Origin of the sequence: Devosia equisanguinis (assembly GCF_900631955.1) — a bacterium.
GTDB lineage: Bacteria > Pseudomonadota > Alphaproteobacteria > Rhizobiales > Devosiaceae > Devosia > Devosia equisanguinis.
Window position 1 is genome coordinate 174,281 of sequence record NZ_UZWD01000038.1, and the last position, 20,769, is coordinate 195,049.

The 20,769-nt window shown below is 61.3% G+C and carries 22 protein-coding genes; 11 read left to right on the forward strand and 11 right to left on the reverse strand.

The genetic code is table 11. The features are described from left to right. Nucleotide 1: 1 nt before the first annotated feature. From gatB to DEVEQU_RS15720, 3 genes are all read right to left on the reverse strand, one after another. On the reverse strand, nucleotides 2-1,501 hold the full coding sequence (gatB, locus tag DEVEQU_RS15710) for an Asp-tRNA(Asn)/Glu-tRNA(Gln) amidotransferase subunit GatB (protein ID WP_126151541.1): 1,500 nt from the start codon (nucleotides 1,499-1,501) through the stop codon (nucleotides 2-4). A 117-nt stretch (nucleotides 1,502-1,618) separates the two neighbouring features. Further along, entirely contained in the window at nucleotides 1,619-2,077 is a 459-nt protein-coding gene (locus tag DEVEQU_RS15715) for a GNAT family N-acetyltransferase (RefSeq protein ID WP_164550442.1), read from the reverse strand. A gap of 93 nt (nucleotides 2,078-2,170) precedes the next feature. After that, nucleotides 2,171-2,485: a chorismate mutase gene (locus tag DEVEQU_RS15720; RefSeq protein ID WP_126151543.1), complete on the reverse strand. Its 315-nt coding sequence runs from the start codon at nucleotides 2,483-2,485 to the stop codon at nucleotides 2,171-2,173. A 258-nt stretch (nucleotides 2,486-2,743) separates the two neighbouring features. On the opposite strand from DEVEQU_RS15720, the gene DEVEQU_RS15725 reads away from it, so the two are divergent. After that, nucleotides 2,744-3,001, forward strand: coding sequence for a YjhX family toxin (locus tag DEVEQU_RS15725; RefSeq protein WP_126151702.1), 258 nt, complete (start codon nucleotides 2,744-2,746; stop codon nucleotides 2,999-3,001). 79 nt (nucleotides 3,002-3,080) lie between these two features. Continuing rightward, entirely contained in the window at nucleotides 3,081-3,692 is a 612-nt protein-coding gene (locus DEVEQU_RS15730) for a DUF998 domain-containing protein (RefSeq protein WP_126151544.1), read from the forward strand. Between the two features lie 7 nt (nucleotides 3,693-3,699). Here the strand turns inward: DEVEQU_RS15730 and DEVEQU_RS15735 are convergent, their stop codons facing one another. From DEVEQU_RS15735 to DEVEQU_RS15760, 6 genes are all read right to left on the reverse strand, one after another. Then, nucleotides 3,700-4,017: a hypothetical protein gene (locus DEVEQU_RS15735; protein WP_126151545.1), complete on the reverse strand. Its 318-nt coding sequence runs from the start codon at nucleotides 4,015-4,017 to the stop codon at nucleotides 3,700-3,702. A gap of 120 nt (nucleotides 4,018-4,137) precedes the next feature. Continuing rightward, nucleotides 4,138-5,622 (reverse strand): Asp-tRNA(Asn)/Glu-tRNA(Gln) amidotransferase subunit GatA, encoded by a 1,485-nt coding sequence (gene gatA, locus DEVEQU_RS15740; protein WP_126151546.1) that lies wholly within the window; start codon nucleotides 5,620-5,622, stop codon nucleotides 4,138-4,140. Further along, nucleotides 5,615-6,073 carry a hypothetical protein gene (locus DEVEQU_RS15745; protein ID WP_126151547.1) on the reverse strand — a complete coding sequence of 153 codons (459 nt, stop codon included), beginning with the start codon at nucleotides 6,071-6,073 and terminating at the stop codon, nucleotides 5,615-5,617. Before DEVEQU_RS15745 ends, gatA begins: the two co-directional genes overlap by 8 nt. Beyond that, entirely contained in the window at nucleotides 6,070-6,552 is a 483-nt protein-coding gene (locus DEVEQU_RS15750; protein ID WP_126151548.1) for a GNAT family N-acetyltransferase, read from the reverse strand. The genes DEVEQU_RS15745 and DEVEQU_RS15750 overlap by 4 nt, the downstream gene beginning before the upstream one ends. Nucleotides 6,553-6,554: 2 nt before the next feature. Next, entirely contained in the window at nucleotides 6,555-6,842 is a 288-nt protein-coding gene (gatC, locus tag DEVEQU_RS15755; protein WP_126151549.1) for an Asp-tRNA(Asn)/Glu-tRNA(Gln) amidotransferase subunit GatC, read from the reverse strand. 89 nt (nucleotides 6,843-6,931) lie between these two features. After that, complete coding sequence (locus DEVEQU_RS15760; protein ID WP_126151550.1) at nucleotides 6,932-7,456, reverse strand: hypothetical protein; 525 nt, start codon at nucleotides 7,454-7,456, stop codon at nucleotides 6,932-6,934. Nucleotides 7,457-7,575: 119 nt separating this feature from the next. Here DEVEQU_RS15760 and ruvX point away from each other — a divergent pair, with 119 nt between their 5' ends. Further along, nucleotides 7,576-7,983, forward strand: coding sequence for a Holliday junction resolvase RuvX (ruvX, locus tag DEVEQU_RS15765; RefSeq protein WP_126151703.1), 408 nt, complete (start codon nucleotides 7,576-7,578; stop codon nucleotides 7,981-7,983). Here the strand turns inward: ruvX and DEVEQU_RS15770 are convergent, their stop codons facing one another. Next, on the reverse strand, nucleotides 7,984-8,532 hold the full coding sequence (locus DEVEQU_RS15770; protein ID WP_126151551.1) for a DUF2442 domain-containing protein: 549 nt from the start codon (nucleotides 8,530-8,532) through the stop codon (nucleotides 7,984-7,986). It lies immediately after the preceding gene. Between the two features lie 330 nt (nucleotides 8,533-8,862). Here DEVEQU_RS15770 and DEVEQU_RS15775 point away from each other — a divergent pair, with 330 nt between their 5' ends. The 6 genes from DEVEQU_RS15775 to DEVEQU_RS15800 all read left to right on the forward strand — a co-directional run bounded on the left by DEVEQU_RS15775 (nucleotide 8,863) and on the right by DEVEQU_RS15800 (nucleotide 16,553). Then, the gene (locus DEVEQU_RS15775) at nucleotides 8,863-9,834 is read left to right on the forward strand and encodes an aspartate carbamoyltransferase catalytic subunit (RefSeq protein WP_126151552.1); all 972 of its coding nucleotides are present in this window, start codon (nucleotides 8,863-8,865) and stop codon (nucleotides 9,832-9,834) included. Then, nucleotides 9,831-11,123: a dihydroorotase gene (pyrC, locus tag DEVEQU_RS15780; RefSeq protein WP_126151553.1), complete on the forward strand. Its 1,293-nt coding sequence runs from the start codon at nucleotides 9,831-9,833 to the stop codon at nucleotides 11,121-11,123. Before DEVEQU_RS15775 ends, pyrC begins: the two co-directional genes overlap by 4 nt. A gap of 97 nt (nucleotides 11,124-11,220) precedes the next feature. Next, nucleotides 11,221-11,829, forward strand: a complete 609-nt coding sequence (gene plsY, locus DEVEQU_RS15785) for a glycerol-3-phosphate 1-O-acyltransferase PlsY (RefSeq protein ID WP_126151554.1) — start codon at nucleotides 11,221-11,223, stop codon at nucleotides 11,827-11,829. A gap of 2 nt (nucleotides 11,830-11,831) precedes the next feature. After that, complete coding sequence (gene dprA, locus DEVEQU_RS15790) at nucleotides 11,832-12,962, forward strand: DNA-processing protein DprA (RefSeq protein WP_126151555.1); 1,131 nt, start codon at nucleotides 11,832-11,834, stop codon at nucleotides 12,960-12,962. Nucleotides 12,963-13,071: 109 nt separating this feature from the next. Beyond that, the gene (gene topA, locus DEVEQU_RS15795) at nucleotides 13,072-15,708 is read left to right on the forward strand and encodes a type I DNA topoisomerase (protein WP_126151556.1); all 2,637 of its coding nucleotides are present in this window, start codon (nucleotides 13,072-13,074) and stop codon (nucleotides 15,706-15,708) included. A 143-nt stretch (nucleotides 15,709-15,851) separates the two neighbouring features. Beyond that, nucleotides 15,852-16,553 carry a polysaccharide deacetylase family protein gene (locus DEVEQU_RS15800; protein WP_126151557.1) on the forward strand — a complete coding sequence of 234 codons (702 nt, stop codon included), beginning with the start codon at nucleotides 15,852-15,854 and terminating at the stop codon, nucleotides 16,551-16,553. 36 nt (nucleotides 16,554-16,589) lie between these two features. Here the strand turns inward: DEVEQU_RS15800 and DEVEQU_RS15805 are convergent, their stop codons facing one another. Further along, entirely contained in the window at nucleotides 16,590-17,633 is a 1,044-nt protein-coding gene (locus DEVEQU_RS15805) for a dipeptidase (protein ID WP_126151558.1), read from the reverse strand. A 119-nt stretch (nucleotides 17,634-17,752) separates the two neighbouring features. Between DEVEQU_RS15805 and DEVEQU_RS15810 the strand changes: the two genes are divergently transcribed. Together DEVEQU_RS15810 and rnr are read left to right on the forward strand one after the other, a co-directional pair. Then, complete coding sequence (locus DEVEQU_RS15810) at nucleotides 17,753-18,424, forward strand: hypothetical protein (RefSeq protein ID WP_126151559.1); 672 nt, start codon at nucleotides 17,753-17,755, stop codon at nucleotides 18,422-18,424. A gap of 63 nt (nucleotides 18,425-18,487) precedes the next feature. Continuing rightward, complete coding sequence (rnr, locus tag DEVEQU_RS15815; RefSeq protein ID WP_126151560.1) at nucleotides 18,488-20,767, forward strand: ribonuclease R; 2,280 nt, start codon at nucleotides 18,488-18,490, stop codon at nucleotides 20,765-20,767. Nucleotides 20,768-20,769 lie beyond the last annotated feature (2 nt).

Consider the following 20,769-nt stretch of genomic DNA (forward strand, 5'->3'; position numbering starts at 1 on the left):
CCTATTCGATGCCGAGCTTTTGTTTCATCAGCTCGTTCAGTGCCTGTGGATTGGCCTTTCCACCCGAGGCCTTCATGGCCTGGCCGACGAACCAGCCGATCATGGTCGGCTTGGCCTTGACCTTTTCCACCTGATCCGGATTGGCGGCGATGATTTCGTCGACGATTTTCTCGATGGCGCCGAGATCGGTCACCTGCTTCAGGCCGCGACGCTCGACGATGTCGGCGGGTTCGCCTTCCGGTTCTTCGGCGATGAGAATCTGCAAGACATCCTTGCCGCCCTTGGACGAGATGGTACCGCCGGCAATGAGGTCGACCAGGCCGGCAATCTGGCTCGGCTTGAGGTGGGTTTCCCAGACGGCGAGACCTTGGCTATTGGCGAAGGCTGCCACGTCGGCGTTGAGAATATTGGCCACGGCCTTGCCGTCACGCTTGCCGCCACCAAAGGCGACGCAGGCCTCGTAGTAATCGGCGGTTTCGCGATCGAGGGTCAGCACCATGGCGTCATAGGCAGTGACGCCATAATCGCGGATGAAGCGCGCCTGTTTCTCATCGGGCAGTTCTGGCAGGTTTTCAGCGAGTCCAGCAATAAAGGCATCGTCGAACTCGAGCGGCAGCAGGTCCGGATCGGGGAAGTAGCGATAGTCCTGCGCGTCTTCCTTGGAGCGCATGGAGCGGGTTTCGCCATTCTTGGGGTCGAACAGGCGGGTTTCCTGGTCGATCTCGCCGCCATCTTCAAGAATATCGATCTGTCGACGGGCTTCGTATTCGATTGCCTGGCCAGCAAAGCGGATCGAGTTCACGTTCTTGATTTCGCAACGGGTGCCGAACTCGCCACCGGGACGACGCACGGAGACGTTGACGTCGGCGCGCATGGAGCCCTGCTCCATATTGCCGTCGCAGGTGCCAAGATAACGCAGGATGGTGCGCAGCTTGGAGAGATAGGCCTTGGCCTCCTCCGACGATCGCATATCGGGTTTGGAGACGATTTCCATCAATGCAACGCCGGCTCGGTTCAGGTCGACGAAGCTCATATTCGGGTGCTGGTCATGAATAAGCTTGCCGGCATCAGTTTCCAGATGCAGGCGCTCGATGCCGATCTCGACGCGCTCGCCGTCGATGTCGAGCAGCACCTTGCCCTCCCCGACAATCGGGTCCTTGTACTGGGAAATCTGGTAGCCGGGCGGCTGGTCGGGGTAGAAGTAATTCTTGCGATCGAACACCGAGCGCTTGTTGATCTGCGCCTTGAGACCAAGGCCGGTGCGCACGGCCTGTCGGATGCATTCCTCGTTGATCACCGGAAGCATGCCGGGCATGGCTGCGTCGACGAAACTGACATTGGCATTCGGCGGGTTGCCGAACTCGGTCGATGAGCCGGAGAACAGCTTGCTTTCGCTTGTTACCTGCGCATGCACTTCCATGCCAATGATCACTTCCCAATCGCCGGTCGAGCCGGAAATCAGGCGCTTCTTGTCGGGGGTGCGGGTATCGACGAGGGTCACTTGGCAGTCCTGAAAGTCGGAATTTTTCAGTTCGTGCTTAGCGATGTTGGGCAAGGGTTGCAACAGGGCTCGGCAGTTGGCGCTGACCTAAAGCCGACGCGAGGCGTCTGTGCCGACCTAACCCTCGATAATGCCGCTATAGGGACGCAGGCGCTTTTCCAGGTGGACGCTGGCGAACGGATCGTGCCCGGCTCGCGCATCGGCCTTCAGCGCCAGAATATGGTAGCCCTGCCGCTCATAAAAACGGACGGCCCGAACATGATCGGCAGGCGTTTCGAGCAGGATGCGCTCGGCTCCCTCCAGTTCCAGAATGGTCTCCATGCGGGACAGGAGCTGGGCGCCGATGCCGTGGCCTTGCAATTCGGGCATGACGAAAAGAAACGGGACATAGGACCGGCTGGGGGCGCGCGAACACCAGCCGACCACGACGCCATCGATTTCGGCGCTGATGGCGTGTTGCCAGCCAAACTCCACCGCGCGGGCCAGGCGATGGCGTTCCGCCTCCTCCTGCCCCGGCTTATCCGGCAAGATCGGCAAGATGCCGCTCTCCCAGGCACGATAGGCAATGCTGGCCATTGCAGGTCTGTCTGCCTGTATGGCCTTGCGTATGGAGATAGCCGGCATGATCACCCCCGTTTCGGGACGACCCACGCGTGGCGGGTGGCCCGCTTATTTTGCGCGGCGACGTGCCGCGATGATGCCCTTCTCGTAATTGATGTTCCAATCGATCAGGGTCCGCCAGATAAGTTCGGCCTGATCTTCGTCGAGATCAAGGTCCAAACTGCGAGCGCGCACTTTTGCAACGATGGCCTCGATGCGCGCCGGGTCATAGGCTTCGTGCGGGTCGGTCTTGATCTCTGCCATACGGGTCACGTAACCGTGCCGTTCCGCGAACAGGGCGATCAAAGCCTGGTCGATCCGATCGATCTCGGCGCGAACGTCATCCTTGGTTTCGCATTGGGCGGGCATTTTGGCAGCGGTCACGGCACTATCCTCGGCTCAGAAAAAGCTGTTGCTGGTTTGCACCGTGACCGTACTGAATTCAACCCACTAGCGTCGCAGGCTCTGGTCATTAACGCCGTGCAGGCCTAATTCTACAGCATGTCTAGCCAGTCTGAGATTGCCTGATAGCCCGTCCAAAAGCGGCGGGCATGAGTGAACCAAGCCGCTGCCGCGCGTGATGCCGGCAGGGCTCCGTTTGTTGCGGCCACTTGGCCGCCATTCAGGCTTTCAGACTTTTCCATGGATATTTCCCGGAACGAACAGCGGGTGCTGCACGCCCTCGCGCAGGGTGGCCGTATCGCCGTCATTCGAGACCAACGCGGCAAAATCGCCGAATTCGAGTTTTTCAATCGAGACGGCTGGCTGATGAGCGGCTTGACGCCGCTGATCTTCAACAAACTCAGGGCGAAGAAAGCGATCCGATCGCAAGGCGGAGGCCCCTATAGCATCACGCGGCGTGGTCTGGAATTAGTCCGCAGTCAGGTGGACAACCGGTAAGCCATGGCGGCTTGACGTCGATCAACACACACGCGTCAAATCTGCGCATGGTGGGACTACTCGGTCAGTTGGTGGTGCCATGCGCAGATATATGCTTTTCGCCGGAATTGCGGCACCGATTGTCTATGTCGCCACCGTCCTGGTTGGTGGCGACATAACGCCCGGATACGACCATCTGTCCCAGCCGGTCAGCGCGCTCTTCGAAACCGGGGCGGTGTATGCCACTCCAATATCGGCGGCATTTGTGGCCTACAATATGCTGCTGCTGGTGTTTGGAGTGGGCCTTTTGGTGAGCGGCCGCATGGATCATCGCATATTGCAAGTCGGCGCAGTCATGATCCTTTTCAACGGTCTCTTCGGCGTGCTGATCGAACTGGCACCTATGGATGCGCAGGGCACGCCGGCTACGGTGCCCGGCATTGTCCACATGGTGTTGGCAGGATTGCTGGTGCTGACCTGCATAGCCGCCCTTGGCGCCATGGCCTGGGGCTGGCGGGCGCGCCGGCAGTATCCCACCTTCACCAGAACAACCTTGGCGCTATTGGCGGTCATGCTGGTATCGGGCGCGCTGGCGGCAATGGCGTCGGCACAAAGCCTGCCGCTGATGGGATTATATCAGCGGTTGACCATCGGCAGCTATCTGATCTGGATCGCGGCACTCGCCACAATAGAGGCGCGCGCCACCCGATAATGTCGGATCAGTGTCGCGTGACTTCGCTCAGTGCGGCCGCGATGTGCTCCCACTCGGATGAAACGCTGGCGGTGGCGCGGCGCTTGCCGGCGCGGCGGTACCAGTAATCGGCATTGCCCATATCGGCTTCGATCCAGTGCATCAATGCATGGACCCAGTCGAAGGCCTGAACGCCTTCCATGGACTGGACGATATTATGCGCCTTTTCCCATTCGGGACCGACGCGCAGTTCGCCCTTCTTCAGCCACCACAGCGCCTGCAGCGGCTTGCTCATGTCCTTGGGCGGCTCGGACCAATCCAGCGTCGTAAAGATATCAACGGCCATCGGCGTAACCCCTGTCGGCCCGGACGCTGCCAGGGGGCGCGTCACTACCAGTTTAAACTTGTGCATTGGCCGCAAATAGGCCGGAACGGCGGCGCAATCAAGCGCCGCCCGGTATTTGCCTTACCACCAGCGCTTGGGTGCGAAGTCGCCGCCGGCGCTCTTTTCGATGACGCGCGCGGCTGCAAACAGGGTCTCTTCGTCGAAGGGCTTGCCGATAAGCTGCAGGCCCAAGGGAAGCCCCTGCCCGTCCTTGCCAGCCGGAACGGCGATGCCCGGCAGGCCAGCCATGTTCACGGTGACGGTGAAGACGTCGTTGAGGTACATGGCGACCGGATCGGCGGCCAGCGCTTCATCGCCAATGCCGAACGCGGCAGACGGTGTGGCAGGAGTCAGGATGGCGTCGACGCCGGCATTAAAGGCGTCCTCAAAATCCTTCTTGATTAGTGTGCGGACCTGCTGCGCCTTGACGTAATATGCGTCGAAATAGCCTGCGGAGAGCACATAGGTGCCGATCATGATGCGGCGCTTGACCTCGCGACCGAAGCCGGCCGCACGGGTCAGCTCGTAGAGGTCCGTAATGTCCTTGCCCGAAACGCGCAGGCCATATTTCACGCCGTCATAGCGGGCGAGATTGGACGAGGCTTCGGCAGGAGCGACGATGTAGTAAGCAGGCAGCGCGTATTTGGTGTGCGGCAGGGAAATGTCCTTGACCGTCGCGCCCTCGGCCCTGAGCCATTCGAGACCCTGGGTCCAGAGCTTTTCGATCTCCGCGGGCATGCCGTCCATACGATATTCCTTGGGAACACCGATGGTCAGCCCCTTCACACCACGCTCAACGGCGGCAGCAAAATCGGGAACCGGAATATCGACACTGGTCGAATCCTTGGGATCGAAGCCGGACATCGATGTCATCAGAATTGCCGCATCCTCGACGGTGCGGGCAATGGGGCCGGCCTGGTCGAGTGAGGAGGCGAAGGCTACGGTGCCCCATCGCGAGGCGCGTCCATAAGTGGGCTTGATGCCGACTGTGCCCGTAAAAGCGGCAGGCTGGCGGATGGAGCCTCCCGTATCGGTCGCGGTCGCGCCAGCGCAAAGCCATGCGGCGACTGCAGCAGCTGAACCACCCGAGGAGCCGCCAGGCACGAGATTGGCATTGCTGCCATCGGCCCTGAACGGGCTGATCACGGGACCGTAGTAGGAGGTCTCGTTAGACGAGCCCATGGCGAATTCGTCCATGTTGAGCTTGCCCAACATGACTGCGCCATCGCGCCAGAGATTTGCCGTAACGGTGGATTCGTATTCCGGCTTGAAGCCATCGAGAATGTGGCTGGCCGCCTGGGTGTGGACACCCTTGGTGGCGAAGAGATCCTTGATCCCGAGCGGAATGCCTTCCAGCGACCCGCCCTGCCCTTTGCCCAGCTTTTCGTCGCTGACCTTGGCCATGTCGCGCGCCTGTTCCGGCGTGGTGGCTACATAGGCGTTCAGGCTCGGATTGGCGGCCTCGATGGCGCCGATATAGGCGTCGGTCAGCTCCAGCGCGGTGAAGCTCTTGTCCTTGAGGCCCTTGCGGGCATCGGCGAGGCTGAGTTTGGTCAGGTCAGTCAATGGGTATCTCGCTCAGATTGTCGCAGCGGTGATAAATCGTGGTACCGACAGGAAAGTCGGATGGTGGTGCTTCGCTTCCTGCCAGACCCAGAGTCGTTTCCGTGCCGGAGACAACGAGGATGGAATCCTCACCATTGGGCGCGATGGCAAAGCTGTCCGGATAGAGTTCGCCAGGTAGCGAGCATACAGCATCGACAAACAGGAGCGGCGTGTTGGGCCGGCTCTTGATGTCATAGAAATTGCAGTGGAATTCGAGAGACTGGATACCGCCTTCGAAGGTCAGGCTGAGGAAATCCATCTCCACAAACGCGTCGATGCTCTGCGTCTCGATGGCTTGGCACGCCTTCGGCTCGGTGACGTAGAGCTTGCTTTGGTCGATGACGAGGTCCTCCTGCGCGTGAGCGATGCCCACCCCCAGCAGCAGAAGAAGCGGAAGAGCCGTCGATTTCATGCTTTCGCCTCCGCCATCAATGGCAATTCGAAAAAGGCGGACCATTCGCTGTCGGGATAGTCGAGGAACGGGCCACGTGGGACGAAGCCGTAGCGGGTGTAGAGACGATGCGCCTCGGCCATGCCATCACCGGTGCCGGTCTCAAGCATCACGACATCCAGCTTGCGCTCGCGGGCCAGTTCGATGATGCGTTCCAACAAATGCCGGCCAACGCGCTGCCCGCGCACTTCGGGCAAGGTAAACATGCGTTTGACTTCGCCCAATTGGGGGCTGTGTACCTTGAGCGCCCCCATGCCCACCGCCTGCCCCGCCTCGTCGCGAGCGACAAACAGCGTGGTATCGCTGCCGGCCATCTGCTCCACAGTCATCTTGAACTGGAACTCTTCCGGGGACAGCGGCAACAGGTGATCATTCAGCGCGGCAACGAGCGCGCGAACGTCATCCTGCAGCGGGGTCTCGATGGCAATCGACACCGCCATTTTTATTCGACCACCTTCGGCACCATGAAGAAATTATCTTCCGAGAGCGGCGCGTTAGCGACGATCTTCTCAGCATAGCCACCGTCGCTGATGACGTCGTCACGGCGGCGCAGGCTCATCGGTGTCACCGAGGTCATGGGCTCTACGCCCTCGACATTGACTTCGCTCAGTTGCTCGACAAAGCCGAGAATGGCGTTGAGCTCCTGCTGGTAGCCGGCGACTTCCTCCTCCTCGATGCGGATGCGCGCGAGGCGCCCGATGCGCTTGACGGTGGCGGCGTCGACGGACATGGCAAACTCCAACTGGGATAACGGCGTCTTCGTCGCGTTATTAGCAACGCGCCGGGCATAATGACAATGAAAATGGCTTATGCGTCGGATCAGACTTCCACGGCAAGGCCAGGGGAGAGAGCCAACAGCCCTGCTCCGTCGAGTTTGGCAGGCAATTGAATAAAGGCTGCCTCGACCTCGGCGTCGCTACCCGCTAATGCGATGAGGCGTGGAATCACCGCATCAACCAGCTGTTCGCCTCGCCGCATCAACTGCTGCCCGGCAAGAATGACGATCGCCTTTTCGGCCCAACGACCCAGTGTCGGCAAGGGACCGGCGATTAACAGCAACGGCGCATCTTCGTCGGCATCCAGCAAAATGCAATCGGGCCCGAGCGACCAGATGTCGACGGGCCGAGGCAGATCACCGGCATCGAGCAGGCGCTCCCGCGGGCGGGGTCTCCATGTCCGCGCATCGAGAAGCGGCTCATTCACGTTGCGTTCAATTACCCGATCAGCACCACTCAGCACCTCAGCAGCATCCACCCCATTCGGGGCTGCAGCAGCATCAAGTACAATGATCTGACCACCAATATGCAGGCGAAAGGCGGTGTTTCCGAACCAGGTAAGTTTCATCAGCCCTTTTCCTTCGCCAACCGACATGCCACAGCCTATAGGACAATTACTTCCCATTCAGCGAGCCCCACGTGACCCTCGACAATCCCCTCGCCGAAATTCCGCAGACCGGCAAAATCATGGGGCTCGATCTCGGGACTAAGACCATTGGGGTCGCGATCTCAGACGGCATGCGCTATTCGGCCACGCCGCTCGAGACGATCAAGCGCACCAAATTCACGCAGGATGCGGAGCGGATCGTTGAGCTGATCACGCAGAATCAGGTGGTCGCTCTGATCTTGGGACTCCCGCTCAACATGGATGGGACGGAGGGACCGCGCGTCCAATCGACAAGGGCCTTTGCCCGCAATCTCGCGCCCAGGATCAACCTGCCTATCGCCTTCTGGGATGAACGCCTCTCGACCTCGGCTGTGACCCGCATGATGATTGAAGCCGACCTTCGCCGCGACCGCCGCGCCGAAGTGGTCGACAAGCTTGCGGCCAGCTACATTCTGCAAGGCGCTTTGGATCGACTTCGGAAGGCTTGATTAAGCATCCCAGCGCTGCGCAACATAGCGCATTGCCAACACCACTGCATTTGGAATGGGAACGCCACCTCGATAGCCAGTAATGGCTCGCCGTGACAACCCCAGCAATCGTCCCAGCGCATCGCTGTTAAGGTGCAAATCGGCCATAATGCTCTTGAACTCAGAAGCATCCATGCTGGTTCGCGGCAGCTTCTCAATGGCACTAATGTTCAGTGAGGCACCATCATCCCAGACGAGTCTGCGGCCTTGGTCACCGACTTGAACGGTGTCAAACAGGTCGCTATCAGAGCGCACTTTGCTGAACGCTCGATGATTAAGCAAAAGAGGGCCCAAGTCCTTAATTTCAGTGACATCATCCGACCAGGTAACCCGAACAAAATAACCTGTAAGTGGATGCACGCGCTTTAGGCGATTTTTTTCCCCCTGAAGAAGCAGAACCTGGCTCATCCAGACCTCGTCGTTACCTTTTTCGATGTTTAAATCTGCACCGCCAACGCAAACCAAAATGCACGCTAAGCTCGCCAGCGCAGCGACTTCGCAAACATTCACACATCAATTTCCGCACTTTGCTCGCGACATTCCACCCAGCAGAAGTACCAAGCCTAACAACCCTGCACGCCATCCACTTTTTCATGCGACTGCGCCTTATCTGAACAAAATTGCCAGACATAGAGCAGCAAGTGCGCACCAAAGCTTCAATACGCGTTCATACTTAAGGTGCCACAAATTATCTTTTGGATCACTTTATGTTCACATAATGTTCTATTATTTCAGTTGTGTCAAATAGGTAGGCCTTAAAGTTTAACGCAATAATTTGGCGCGGGACTTGCCCCCTGCCCGCCCCTCCGCTAGACCGCAGCAAATCGCAAGGGATGCGACATGCCGCAGCAGAATTCTCCCGCCGGGCAATCCGGTGACTTCCCCCCGTTCGCCCAGCGACACCTCATTTCCATTGCCGATCTGAAGCAGCACGAAATCATCGACCTGCTGGATCGCGCCGAGCAAATGATCGCCATTTCTCGGCAGGAGCGGAAGTCGCTTCCGACGCTGTCTGGCAAGACGCAGATCAATCTGTTCTTCGAGCCATCGACGCGCACCCAGTCCTCGTTCGAGATCGCCGGAAAGCGCTTGGGCGCGCTGGTGGTCAACATGTCGGTCAAGACCTCGTCGGTTTCGAAGGGCGAAACGCTGATCGACACTGCGGCGACCCTCAACGCGATGCGGCCGGACGTGCTGGTGGTGCGTCATTCTGCGGCCGGGGCGGTCGAACTGCTGAGCCAGAAGGTCGGCTGCTCGGTGGTCAATGCCGGCGACGGCGCGCATGAGCACCCGACCCAGGCGCTGCTCGATGCCCTGACGATCCGTAACCACAAGGGCACGCTTGCTGGACTGACCGTCGCCATTTGCGGCGATATCGCCAATTCGCGCGTCGCACGATCAAACCTGCTGCTGCTGGGCGCGCTGCATGTGCGCACCCGCGTCATTGCTCCACGCAACCTGCTTCCAGCGGGCATTGAAAACCTGGCCACCGAGGTGTTCACCGACATGGAAGCGGGGCTCAAGGGGGCCGACGTGGTAATGATGCTGCGCCTGCAGCACGAGCGCGCCAACGGCAAGATGATCCCCTCGGTTCGCGAATACTACCGCTTTTATGGGCTCGACGAGGCCAAGCTGGCCTATGCCAAATCCGATGCCATCGTCATGCATCCCGGTCCTATGAACCGCGGCGTGGAGATCGATCCCGCCATTGCCGATGGTTCCCGCTCGGTGATCACCGACCAGGTCGAAATGGGGGTGGCCGTGCGCATGGCCGTGCTTGATGCCCTGCTTCCTGCGAGGAATGACGCATGACCCGGCCCCTGCTTATCGAGAACGCGCGCGTCGTCGATCCCGCTTCCGGCACCGACCAGATGGGCGCCGTGCTGGTTGAAGATGGCCGCATCAGCGACCTGGCGCTGGGTGGCCCTGTCGGTGTCCCCGACGATGCCGAAGTGGTCAATGCCAATGGCCTGGTGCTGGCGCCAGGGCTGGTCGACATGCGCGTCTTCGTCGGCGAGCCAGGCAAGGAGTACCGCGAGACACTCGCCTCGGCGGGCGCCGCTGCGGTCGCGGGTGGCGTCACGTCTTTCGTGATGATGCCGGATACGACCCCGGTGGTGGACGATGGCGCGCTGGTGGACTTCCTTATTCGCCGGGCTGAGGCGCAATCCCCTGCCCGCATCCTGCCTGCGGCTGCGATCACCAAGGGGCTGGCCGGCAAGGAGATGACGGAGTTTGGCTTGCTGAAGGAAGCCGGCGCGGTTTGTCTCACCGATGGTGCGCAATCGATCCAGTCCAGCGCGCTGCTGCGGACGGCGATGAGCTATGCCGCCAATTTCGACATGGCCTTCGTGCATCAGGCTGCCGACGCGGCACTGGTTGGCGACGGCGTGATGAATGAGGGTTTCTTTGCCACCATTCTCGGGCTCAAGGGCATTCCCCGCGAAGCTGAGACCATTCCCCTGGCGCGCGACCTGCAACTGGCTGCGCTTGCCAAGGTGCGTTACCACGCAGCCCAGATTTCAACAGCGGTTTCGGTGGAGCTGGTGCAGGCAGCCAAGGCCAGGAATGGCCGGATCACCGCTGGGGCGTCGATCAACAATCTCTGCCTCAACGAAAACGACATCGGCCGCTACCGCACCTATTTCAAGCTCAACCCGCCGCTACGAGGCGAGGACGATCGACGCGCCTTGGTCGATGGCTTGCGTGCCGGGGTCATCGATACCATCCACTCCGACCACGACCCGCAGGACACCGAGGTAAAGCGCCAGCCCTTTGCCGAGGCTTCCAACGGCGCCATTGGCCTTGAAACGCTGCTGAGTGCGGCGCTGCGGATGGTGCATGCGGAGGAAATCGACCTGCTCACACTGCTGCGGGCCATGACCATTCGCCCGGCACAGATTCTCGGACTCGCGAGTGGCCGCATTGCCAGAGGCGCGCCTGCCGACCTGATCCTGATCGATCTCGACTATCCCTGGCAGGTGACCGAGGCTTCGCTTCGCTCCAAGTCTCGTAATACCAGCTTCGAGGGCGCGCGCCTTGCCGGCAAGGTGATGCGCACCATTGTCGGTGGCAAGACCGTCTACCAGTTAGCAGAGTAAGGTGGGGCACCGCAGTTCTCAACATTCCTCACGCCGGCCCTCTTGTGAAGGCGGGGTGGCTGAGGGTAGTTGTCTTGGTTAACGAGGGAGACAGAACATGCCCACCGAAATCCTGCCGCTGCTTTACGCGCTGGTCCTCGGCTATCTGTGCGGGTCCATCCCTTTCGGGTTGATCCTGACTCGTGCCGCCGGACTCGGGGACATCCGCGCCATTGGCTCCGGCAATATCGGGGCCACCAATGTACTGCGCACCGGCAATAAGGGTCTGGCCGCCGGCACGCTGGTGCTCGACGCCCTCAAAGCGGTCATCCCGGTGCTTCTGGCCCGTCACTTCTGGGGCGAAGACGCCGCTCGAGTCGCGGCCCTGGGTGCCTTTCTGGGACATTGTTTTCCGGTCTGGCTCGGCTTCAAGGGTGGCAAGGGCGTCGCAGTCATGATCGGCTCGCTATTGGCGCTCAACTGGATTGTCGGCCTGATTTTCTGCGCCGTCTGGCTGCTCATCGCCTTCACCCGCAAGATTTCCTCGCTGGCCGCGCTCACAGCTGCCGCAACCGCGCCGATCTTCGCCTATGTGCTGGGCAGCGAACGCCTGGCGCTGGTGGTGACGGGCCTCGCTCTATTGCTGTTCTTCCAGCATCGGGAAAATATCGCGCGGCTGATCAAAGGCACGGAGCCCAGTATCGGCGGCGGCAGGAAAGCGGCCTGATCATGGTTCGGGGCCGGGTGACCACAGAGCTCACGCCGGCCCAACGCATCGCCTGGCTTCGCCTGTTGCGGACTGACAATGTCGGCCCGGTCACCTTCCGCCAATTGCTCAATCGCTTCGGCTCGGCAGAGGCAGCCATTGCCGCCTTGCCCACGCTCTCCGGCAAGTCGAGTCGTACACTCAGCGTCATTTCCCAGTCCCAGGCGGAAGACGAAATGGCCGGGCTGAGCCGCTATGGCGCCCGACTGGTGGCGCAGGGCGAAAGTGATTACCCGCCCCACCTGCTGCATATCGCTGCATCGCCGCCGCTCTTGACCATGGCAGGCGGCGATCGGGTGGATTGGTTGCGAACGGTTGGCGTGGTCGGAGCGCGCAACGCGTCCTCGGCCGGCGTCAAGATGACACGGCTGCTGGCTGAAGAACTGGGCGCGCTGGGTTACACGGTGGTTTCGGGCCTGGCACGCGGCATAGATGCGGCGGCCCACCGTGCCAGCCTCAATACCGGAACGGTCGCTGTACTGGCGGGCGGCTTCGATCGCATCTATCCCGACGAAAACATCCCGCTGGCCCACGACATTCTCGATAATGGCGGGACATTGTTGACCGAAATGCCGCTGGGCTGGGAGCCACGGGCGCGCGATTTCCCCAGGCGCAACCGGCTGGTTTCCGGCTTGTCGTTGGGCATTGTCGTGGTCGAGGCCGCAAAGCGATCTGGCTCGTTGATCACTGCCCGGCTGGCATTGGAACAGAACCGCGACGTCTTCGCGGTTCCCGGGTCGCCGCTCGATCCGCGCGCCGAGGGTGGAAACGCCTTGATTCAGCAAGGGGCGCGGCTGATCACCAGTGCGAGGGACATCGTGGAGGTGCTGGGCAGTGCCGACCCTGCCCGCAGCGCCCTCTTCGATCCGGAATGGCTGCCGGATGGCGAATTCGGTGCCGACGAGGCCATGCCGGCAGAAAGTGATCGCGAGCGGCTGCTGGCCGCTTTATCGACGACACCGATCGAGGTGGATGAACTGGTGGCGCAAACCGGGATTGCCCCGGCCGCCATGCAGATCCTGCTGCTCGAGCTTGACCTTGGGGGACGCGTCGAGTGGTCGAGCGGTCAGTTGGTGGCGTTGAGGTTTAGCTGAGCCTCGGCGCTGAGCGGACAGCGCGCCGAAAATACGCCCCGTTGACACCGGCATTTGCGTTCACCATGTTGCGCGCTCTTTGAGAGTGCGTTGCGGAACGGATAGCGGAATGAAGGTCGTCGTCGTTGAAAGTCCGGCTAAAGCCAAGACAATCAACAAATATCTGGGCAAGGACTATGAGGTTCTTGCCAGCTTCGGCCACGTCCGTGACCTGCCGGCCAAGGATGGCTCGGTGCGTCCCGACGAGGATTTCGCCATGTCCTGGGAAGTGGACACCGCCTCCAAGAAGCGCATTTCCGACATTGCCGGTGCGCTCAAGGGCGCCGACGGACTGATCCTCGCAACCGACCCTGATCGCGAGGGCGAGGCGATCTCCTGGCATATTCTGGATGTGCTGCGGCAGAAAAAGGCGCTGAAGAAAGACACGCCGGTGCAGCGCGTGGTGTTCAACGCCATCACCAAGGACGCGGTCACCGCGGCCATGGCCAAGCCCCGCGACATCGACATGCCGCTGGTCGATGCCTATCTGGCGCGGCGCGCGCTCGACTACCTGGTCGGCTTCACGCTCTCCCCCATTCTCTGGCGCAAGCTGCCGGGCTCGCGCTCTGCTGGCCGTGTGCAATCGGTGACGCTTCGCCTGGTCTCTGACCGCGAAGCCGAGATCGAGAAGTTCAAGGCCGATGAATATTGGTCGGTCGAGGCCCAACTGGCGCAGTCTGGCAAGAATTTTGTCGCGCGCCTTTTCTCGGTCGACGGCAAGAAGACGGACAAGCTCGACATCAAGACCGGCGAGGACGCGACGGCGCTGAAGACGCTGATCGAAGCCGGGCAGTTCAACGTCGCCAATGTCGAGAAGAAACCGACCAAGCGCAATCCCTACGCCCCGTTTACCACCTCCTCGCTGCAGCAGGATGCCTCCTCGCGCCTCGGGCTGTCGCCGAACCGCACCATGCAAATCGCGCAGCGGCTCTACGAAGACGGTCTCATCACCTATATGCGTACCGACGCCGTGCAGATGGCGCCTGAAGGCATTGCCATGGCGCGTTCGGTAATCGGGAAATACTTCGGCGAGGAATACCTGCCGGAGAAGGCCCGCATCTACCAGACCAAGGCCAAGAACGCCCAGGAAGCGCACGAGGCCATCCGTCCCACCGACATGTTCAAGCGGCCCGAGCAGCTCAATCTGGATGCCGACCAGTCCAAGCTCTATGGGTTGATCTGGAAGCGTACCCTTGCCAGTCAGATGGCTTCCGCCGAAATTGACCGCACCACGGTTGATATCGCGGTCAATGTTCCGGCCCGCGCCCTGATGTTGCGCGCCACCGGCTCCGTCGTCACCTTCCCCGGCTTCCTCACTCTTTATGGCGTCGAGGCCAAGACCGATGGCGAGGACGACGAGGATGGCCGCGAGCTGCCCCCGCTGAAAATCGGTGACAAGCCCGAGCTCAAGAAGGTCGAGATCGAGCAGCATTTCACCCAGCCGCCCGCCCGCTATACCGAGGCGAGCCTGATCAAGAAGATGGAAGAGCTGGGGATCGGCCGTCCCTCGACCTATGCGGCTACGGTGACGACGCTCAAAGACCGCGATTATGTGCGCCTGGAAGGCAAGGCGCTGCATCCGGAAGATCGCGGCCGCATCGTCACGGCCTTCCTCGAGAGCTTTTTCACCCGCTATGTAGAGTACGGATTCACTGCAGGGCTCGAAGAACAGCTGGACGAAATCTCGGCAGGCGACCTCGACTACAAGCAGGTGCTGCGTGACTTCTGGCGCGACTTCATGGGCAATGTCGAGGAGATCAAGGACCTTCGCGTGTCCGAAGTGCTCGACGCGCTCAATGACCTGCTGGCCGACCACATCTTCCCGCCCAAGGAAGATGGTTCCGATCCACGCCGCTGCCCGACCTGCGGCACCGGCACACTGTCTCTGAAACTGGGCAAGTTCGGCGCTTTCATCGGCTGCTCGAATTATCCCGAATGCAAGCATACCATGCAGCTGTCCGATGCGGCCTCGGGCCAGTCATCGGAAGCCGCAGCGGGCGATGGCGTGCTGGGTACAGATCCGGAAAGCGGCGAGGAGGTTTTCCTCAAGACCGGCCGCTTCGGCCCTTATGTGCAGCTCGGTGACGGCAAGGAGCCCAAGCGCTCCTCGCTGCCCAAGGGCTGGGAGACTGGGGCATTGACGCTGGACAAGGCGCTGCAATTGCTGTCGCTGCCGCGTGAAGTGGGTCTGCATCCCGAGACTGGCCTGCCGATATCAGCCGGTATCGGACGGTACGGGCCATTTGTCCTGCATGACGGCAAATATGCCAATCTGCCGGATGTCGAAGAGGTGTTCACGGTCGGGCTGAACCGCGCCGTAGACCTCATTGCGCAGAAGGCTGCCGGTGGGTTCAAGCGTGGTGGCGGTGCTGCCGTGGCTGCCATTCAGACTTTTGAGCACGACAACGGTGCCATCACCGTGCGCGCCGGCCGCTATGGCCCCTATGTCAACCAGGGCAAGGTCAACGCCACCATCCCCAAGGATGTGAAGCCGGAAGACGTGACGCTGGAGCAGGCCGTGCAGTGGATTGCTGCCCGCGCCGAAGTGACCGGCACCAAAGTGAAGAAGGCGCCGGCCAAAAAGGCACCAGCTAAGAAGGCGGCTGCAGCCAAGACCGATACCGCCGCAAAGAAAGCGCCGGCCAAGAAGGCAGCGCCTAAGAAGACGGCAGCCAAGAAGGTGGCCGACGAAGACGTTCCATTTTAATGGTGTGACGCGCACTCGGGTACGCCCGAGTGTGGCTTGGTCATTGAGGTCTCTGCCGTCAGTCAGTGACCTCAACGCGCAAATCTGCTTGCGACTCGGTCGCCTGACTGACCACTCTGAGGTCAAATCCGGCGGAGATGGCGATGCGGCTGATCGTGACTGTCTGTGTGGCGGCAATGTTGAGCCTGGCGCCCGCAATTGCGGGCACATTGCTCGAACCGGCCCTGCACCTTCCAAAGGCGCAGTCGAGCGTGCCGCGCGTGGCGGTGACCCTGGATGCCTGCTCCGGCGATATCGACCATCGCATCCTTGACGTCATTATCTCTGAGAACATTCCGGTGACCCTGTTCGTCACCGAGCGCTGGCTGCTGGTCAATGCCGAGACTGTGGCGGTGCTGGCGAGGCGGCCGGACCTGTTCAACATCGAAAATCACGGTCGCAATCATGTTCCGGCGGTCACGGGAACGGAAAAGCCTTATGGCATCACCCCCGCCGGCACCCTGGCCGCGGTTGACGACGAAGTGCTGGGCGGCGCCCAGGCGATCATTGCCAGCTTTGGTACCAAGCCCGGTTGGTTCCGCGGTGCTACGGCGCTCTATACCCAGGACGCGCTGGATGAAATCGGCCGTCTCGGCTTTCGCGTTGCCGGTTTTTCGCTCAATGCCGACTACGGCGCGACCGCCTCGGCGGCAGCGGCCGAGGCGCAAATCCGCAAAGCCAAGGATGGCGATGTCATCATCGCCCATATCAACCAGCCCAAACGCGCCGCTGGCGAGGGCATTGCTCGGGGTCTGATGGAACTGAAACGGAGTGGTTACCAGTTCGTTCGGCTGGGCGACCTTTAAGCCCTTGCGCGACACCTCACGGACGGCGGGCCCACCTCAGCCGATGGTCCGTTCAATCAGGCTCAGCCAGTTGTCCAGTGCGATCTTGCGCACCAGCGTTTCGCCATAGCCTTTGTCCATGAGCGCCTGCAGTAGTCTTGGCACGCCGGTGACATCGCCGATATCGGCCGGAACCATGGCGCCGTCGAAATCGCCGCCGAGGGCGACACCATCTTCGCCTACGGCCTCGATGAGTGCATCGACATGGCGCACCATCAGCTCGATGGGCGTGTCGGCGACAAACCGTCCATCGGGGCGCAGAAAGCCCGTGGCATAGTTCAGGCCGACGATGCCGCTGCTCTCGCGAATGGCGGCAAGCTGCCAATCCATGAGATTGCGAGTCGAGGGGCAGATGGCGTGGACATTGGAATGGGTCGCAACGAGCGGGGCCGTCGAAATGGCGGCAACGTCGCGGAACCCGGCAGCGTTGAGATGGCTGAGATCAACGAGCACGTTTCGCGCATTGCACAGCCGGACCAGAGCTTTGCCGGCATCGCTCAAACCCGGGCCGATTTCAGGATCGGCATTGTGCCGGAAAGGCACGCCGGTGCCAAAGGCATTGGCGCGGCTCCAGGTTATCCCGATGGACCGCAGGCCCGCCGCATAAAGCAATTCGAAACTGTCGAAGGCCGGATCGATGGCTTCAGCACCTTCGATATGAAAAATGGCCGCCATTCGCTCGGCGGCTATAGCGCTTCGAATATCGGCGGCCGAGCGGCAAACCGACAGTGCGCCCAAGCGCTCAAGGCGATAGAGCAGTGCCGCCATGGCGAAGGTCGAGCGCTGCGCTGGAGCGAGATCGAGGTCGGGCGGCAATTGTCCGTCGCCCATGGGGTTTGCAGCCACCCCGGCAAGGCTGGTCGCGAGAGGCGGCGGGAACATTGCGAAAAAGCCCCCAGCCATGCCGGCGGAGCGGGCGCGCGGCAGATCGATATGGCCGTCTGCCGTGCCCTCGATGAACAGTGCCGCCTTGTCCTGGCGCGCATGATCCACCAGACGCAGCAGGGTGTCATTGTGGCCGTCGAAAAATGGAATGTTCATGGAATCGCTCTCTTTGAGCGTTCCATCCAACCCGCTGCCGATGCCGATCACAACCCCAACTTAAATATTGGCTCAGTGAGCTATTAAAGCTATATTCGAGTTCCAATTGGGAATTCGCCATGCGCTTCATTACCACTGCCGTTACGTTTGTAGTGCTCGCCCTGACCGGCAGCCACGCTTCCGCCGCCGAGGTTCAGGCAGGCGATCACTTTCAGATCGACGACAAGGGCACTATGGCCCGCATCCTGTCATGCTGGACCACGCCCTACCCCAAATGCAGCTTCCGCTATGAGCATCCGGACGGCACGATGGGCCCGGAAATAGAGGGCTGGAACGAAGATCTCGCCAAGCAGCGGGACGCCTGGGCTCGCCCTGCCCCACAGCCAGGCCCCATCACACCGGGCAATGACTTGGCGCAAAGCTGCGAAATGACGCAATATGCCGGGATCGTCGATGGCAGCGTTACCGCGTCCGATGACTTGATGCGCCAGTTGATCCGCGACTACTTCACCGGGGTAGCCACGGACGGCTATGACGTAAGCGTCACCATCCATTCACTCGTTCACGGCGACCCCTTCTACAATACGCGCTCGATGCTCGAGGGTCAGGGCGCGACCCTGGTGACCAATGGCGCGCCTGAAAACGCGGTCATTTATCCGATGCGCGTTAAGCTTTCAGTATGTGAGGAGGAATCGCAATCCACCGCCCGGATCGTCGATCACGACTGGGAGCTCTATTGCTTCGTGGACGAATACAGCCAGTGGCGCTGCGGTGTCGCCGAAAGTTACTGACCTCGATTTGGCAAAGCGGGGTGAGTGCCTTATCTAAGGGGCTCATCCCGCAGAAACCGAATAATGGCCAAAACACCAAAATCCAAAAACACTTCCGGCCCCAAGCGTGCTGTGCAGACGCGCGCCTCGGAACTCCCGAGCCGCGAGCAGCTCCTCGCTGCCCTGGCTGAACAGGACGACATCAAGGGCAAGCGTGACCTGGCAAAAGTGTTCGGCATTCGGGGGGACATGCGCCGGCCATTCAAGGCCATGCTAGCCGAGCTGGAAGGCGAAGGGGTGATCACCCGGACCCGCAAGGCGCTGCGCCGCACCGCGGCCCTGCCCCATGTGACTGTGCTCGATATTCCCAGCGATGCCGATCCGGACAATCTGCATGCCTTTCCGGCGCAGTGGAATCCTGAAGAAGGCGAGATGCCGCGCGTTCGGGTCCTGGTCGATGCCCATTCCAGGGTGGCCCCTGCCCCCGGCGACCGCATCCTCGCCCGGATCGATGCGGGCGACGGTCCCGTTCCGGACTATTCAGCCAAGCCGATGAAGGTGCTCGACAAGCCACGTCGGGCGCAGATCGGCATCGTGCGCATGGACAATGAGGGCGCACGCCTCATTCCGGTGGATCGCAAGCAGAAGGAAATGCGCATTCCGCTGGGCGATCTTGGAAATGCCGCCGATGGCGATCTGGTCGAGGTCGAGGTGAAGCTGTCCGGCCGGCTGATGATCCCGCGCGCTCGGGTGACCAATGTGATCGGCAACCCGGCCTCGGAGGGCGCGGTTTCCCTGATTGCCATCCACAGCCTCGAAATTCCGTACAAGTTCCCCAATAGCGTCATCCGCGAGGCAGAAGAGGCCAAGGAGGCCACGCTTAAAGGGCGCGAAGACTGGCGCGATCTGCCGCTGGTGACGATCGACCCGCCTGACGCCAAGGATCACGATGACGCCGTGCACGCCGCCAAGGATGAGGATGCAGCCAATCCCGGTGGTTACGTTGTCACTGTCGCCATTGCGGACGTTGCCGCCTATGTACGCCCCGGCACAGCGCTGGACCGGGAGGCCTATCTGCGCGGTAATTCGGTCTACTTCCCCGACCGCGTGGTGCCGATGCTGCCGGAGCGCATTTCCAACGATCTGTGCTCGCTGAAGCAAGGAGAAGCACGCGCCGCGCTCGCCGTGCGCATGGTTCTGGGGGCCGATGGCCGCAAACGCAGCCACACTTTCCACCGCATTCTCATGCGCTCGGCCGCTAAACTCAGCTACCAGCAGGCGCAAGCGGCCATCGACGGCAATCCCGATGATCAGACAGGACCACTGCTGGAGCCTATCCTGCGGCCGCTCTGGGCGGCCTATGCGGCGATGGCAAAGGCGCGCGACCATCGTGGGCCGCTCGATCTCGACCTGCCGGAACGCAAGATCGTGCTCGACGACAAGGGCATGGTGGCAGACATCCGCATTCCCGAGCGGCTGGACGCGCACAGGCTGATCGAAGAGATGATGATCCTGGCCAATGTGGCCGCGGCCGAGACGCTGGAGCAAAAGCGCAGTGACCTGCTCTATCGCGTGCATGACGAGCCATCCTCGGAAAAGCTGCAGGCCCTACGCGATTTCCTGGGGAGCCTCGACATTTCGGTCAAGAAAACTGATGCGGTGCGCGCTTCGGACTTCAACGGCATTCTTCATCAGGCGCGCAAGGCCGGCAGTATCGAGCAGGTCAGCGAAATGGTCCTGCGAAGCCAGGCGCAGGCCGAGTATGCGGCGGAGAACTATGGTCATTTCGGCCTCAATCTCGACCGCTATGCCCATTTCACATCGCCCATTCGTCGATATGCCGACCTCATCGTGCACCGAGCGCTGATCCAGGCACTCGGATTGGGCGACGATGGCCTGAGCGAGCAGGAAGCCACGAAGCTCCCAGGCATTGCCCAGCATATTTCGGCCACCGAACGCCGCGCCATGATGGCGGAACGCGAGACCTCGGATCGTCTGCTGGCGCAGTTCCTGGCGACCAAGATCGGCGCTCGATTCGACGGCCGGATCTCGGGCGTTACCCGGTCGGGCCTCTTCATCCGCCTCATCGAGACCGGGGCCGATGGCTTTGTGCCGGCCTCGACGCTGGGCCAGGACTATTATCGCTATGTCGAGGAACGCCAGGCGATGATCGGCGAGCGCTCCGGCGAAACATTTGCGCTCGGCGACCGCGTCGAGGTGCGTCTGCTCGAGGCCGCCCCGGTAGCCGGGGCACTCCGCTTCGAGCTCCTGACCGAAGGTAGGCGCGGCAATCCGCCATCTGGCCGCCGGGCCTCGAAGGGCCCATCTAGGAGCTTCGGCCCAAAGGGTCGGAGAAAGAGGTAAGC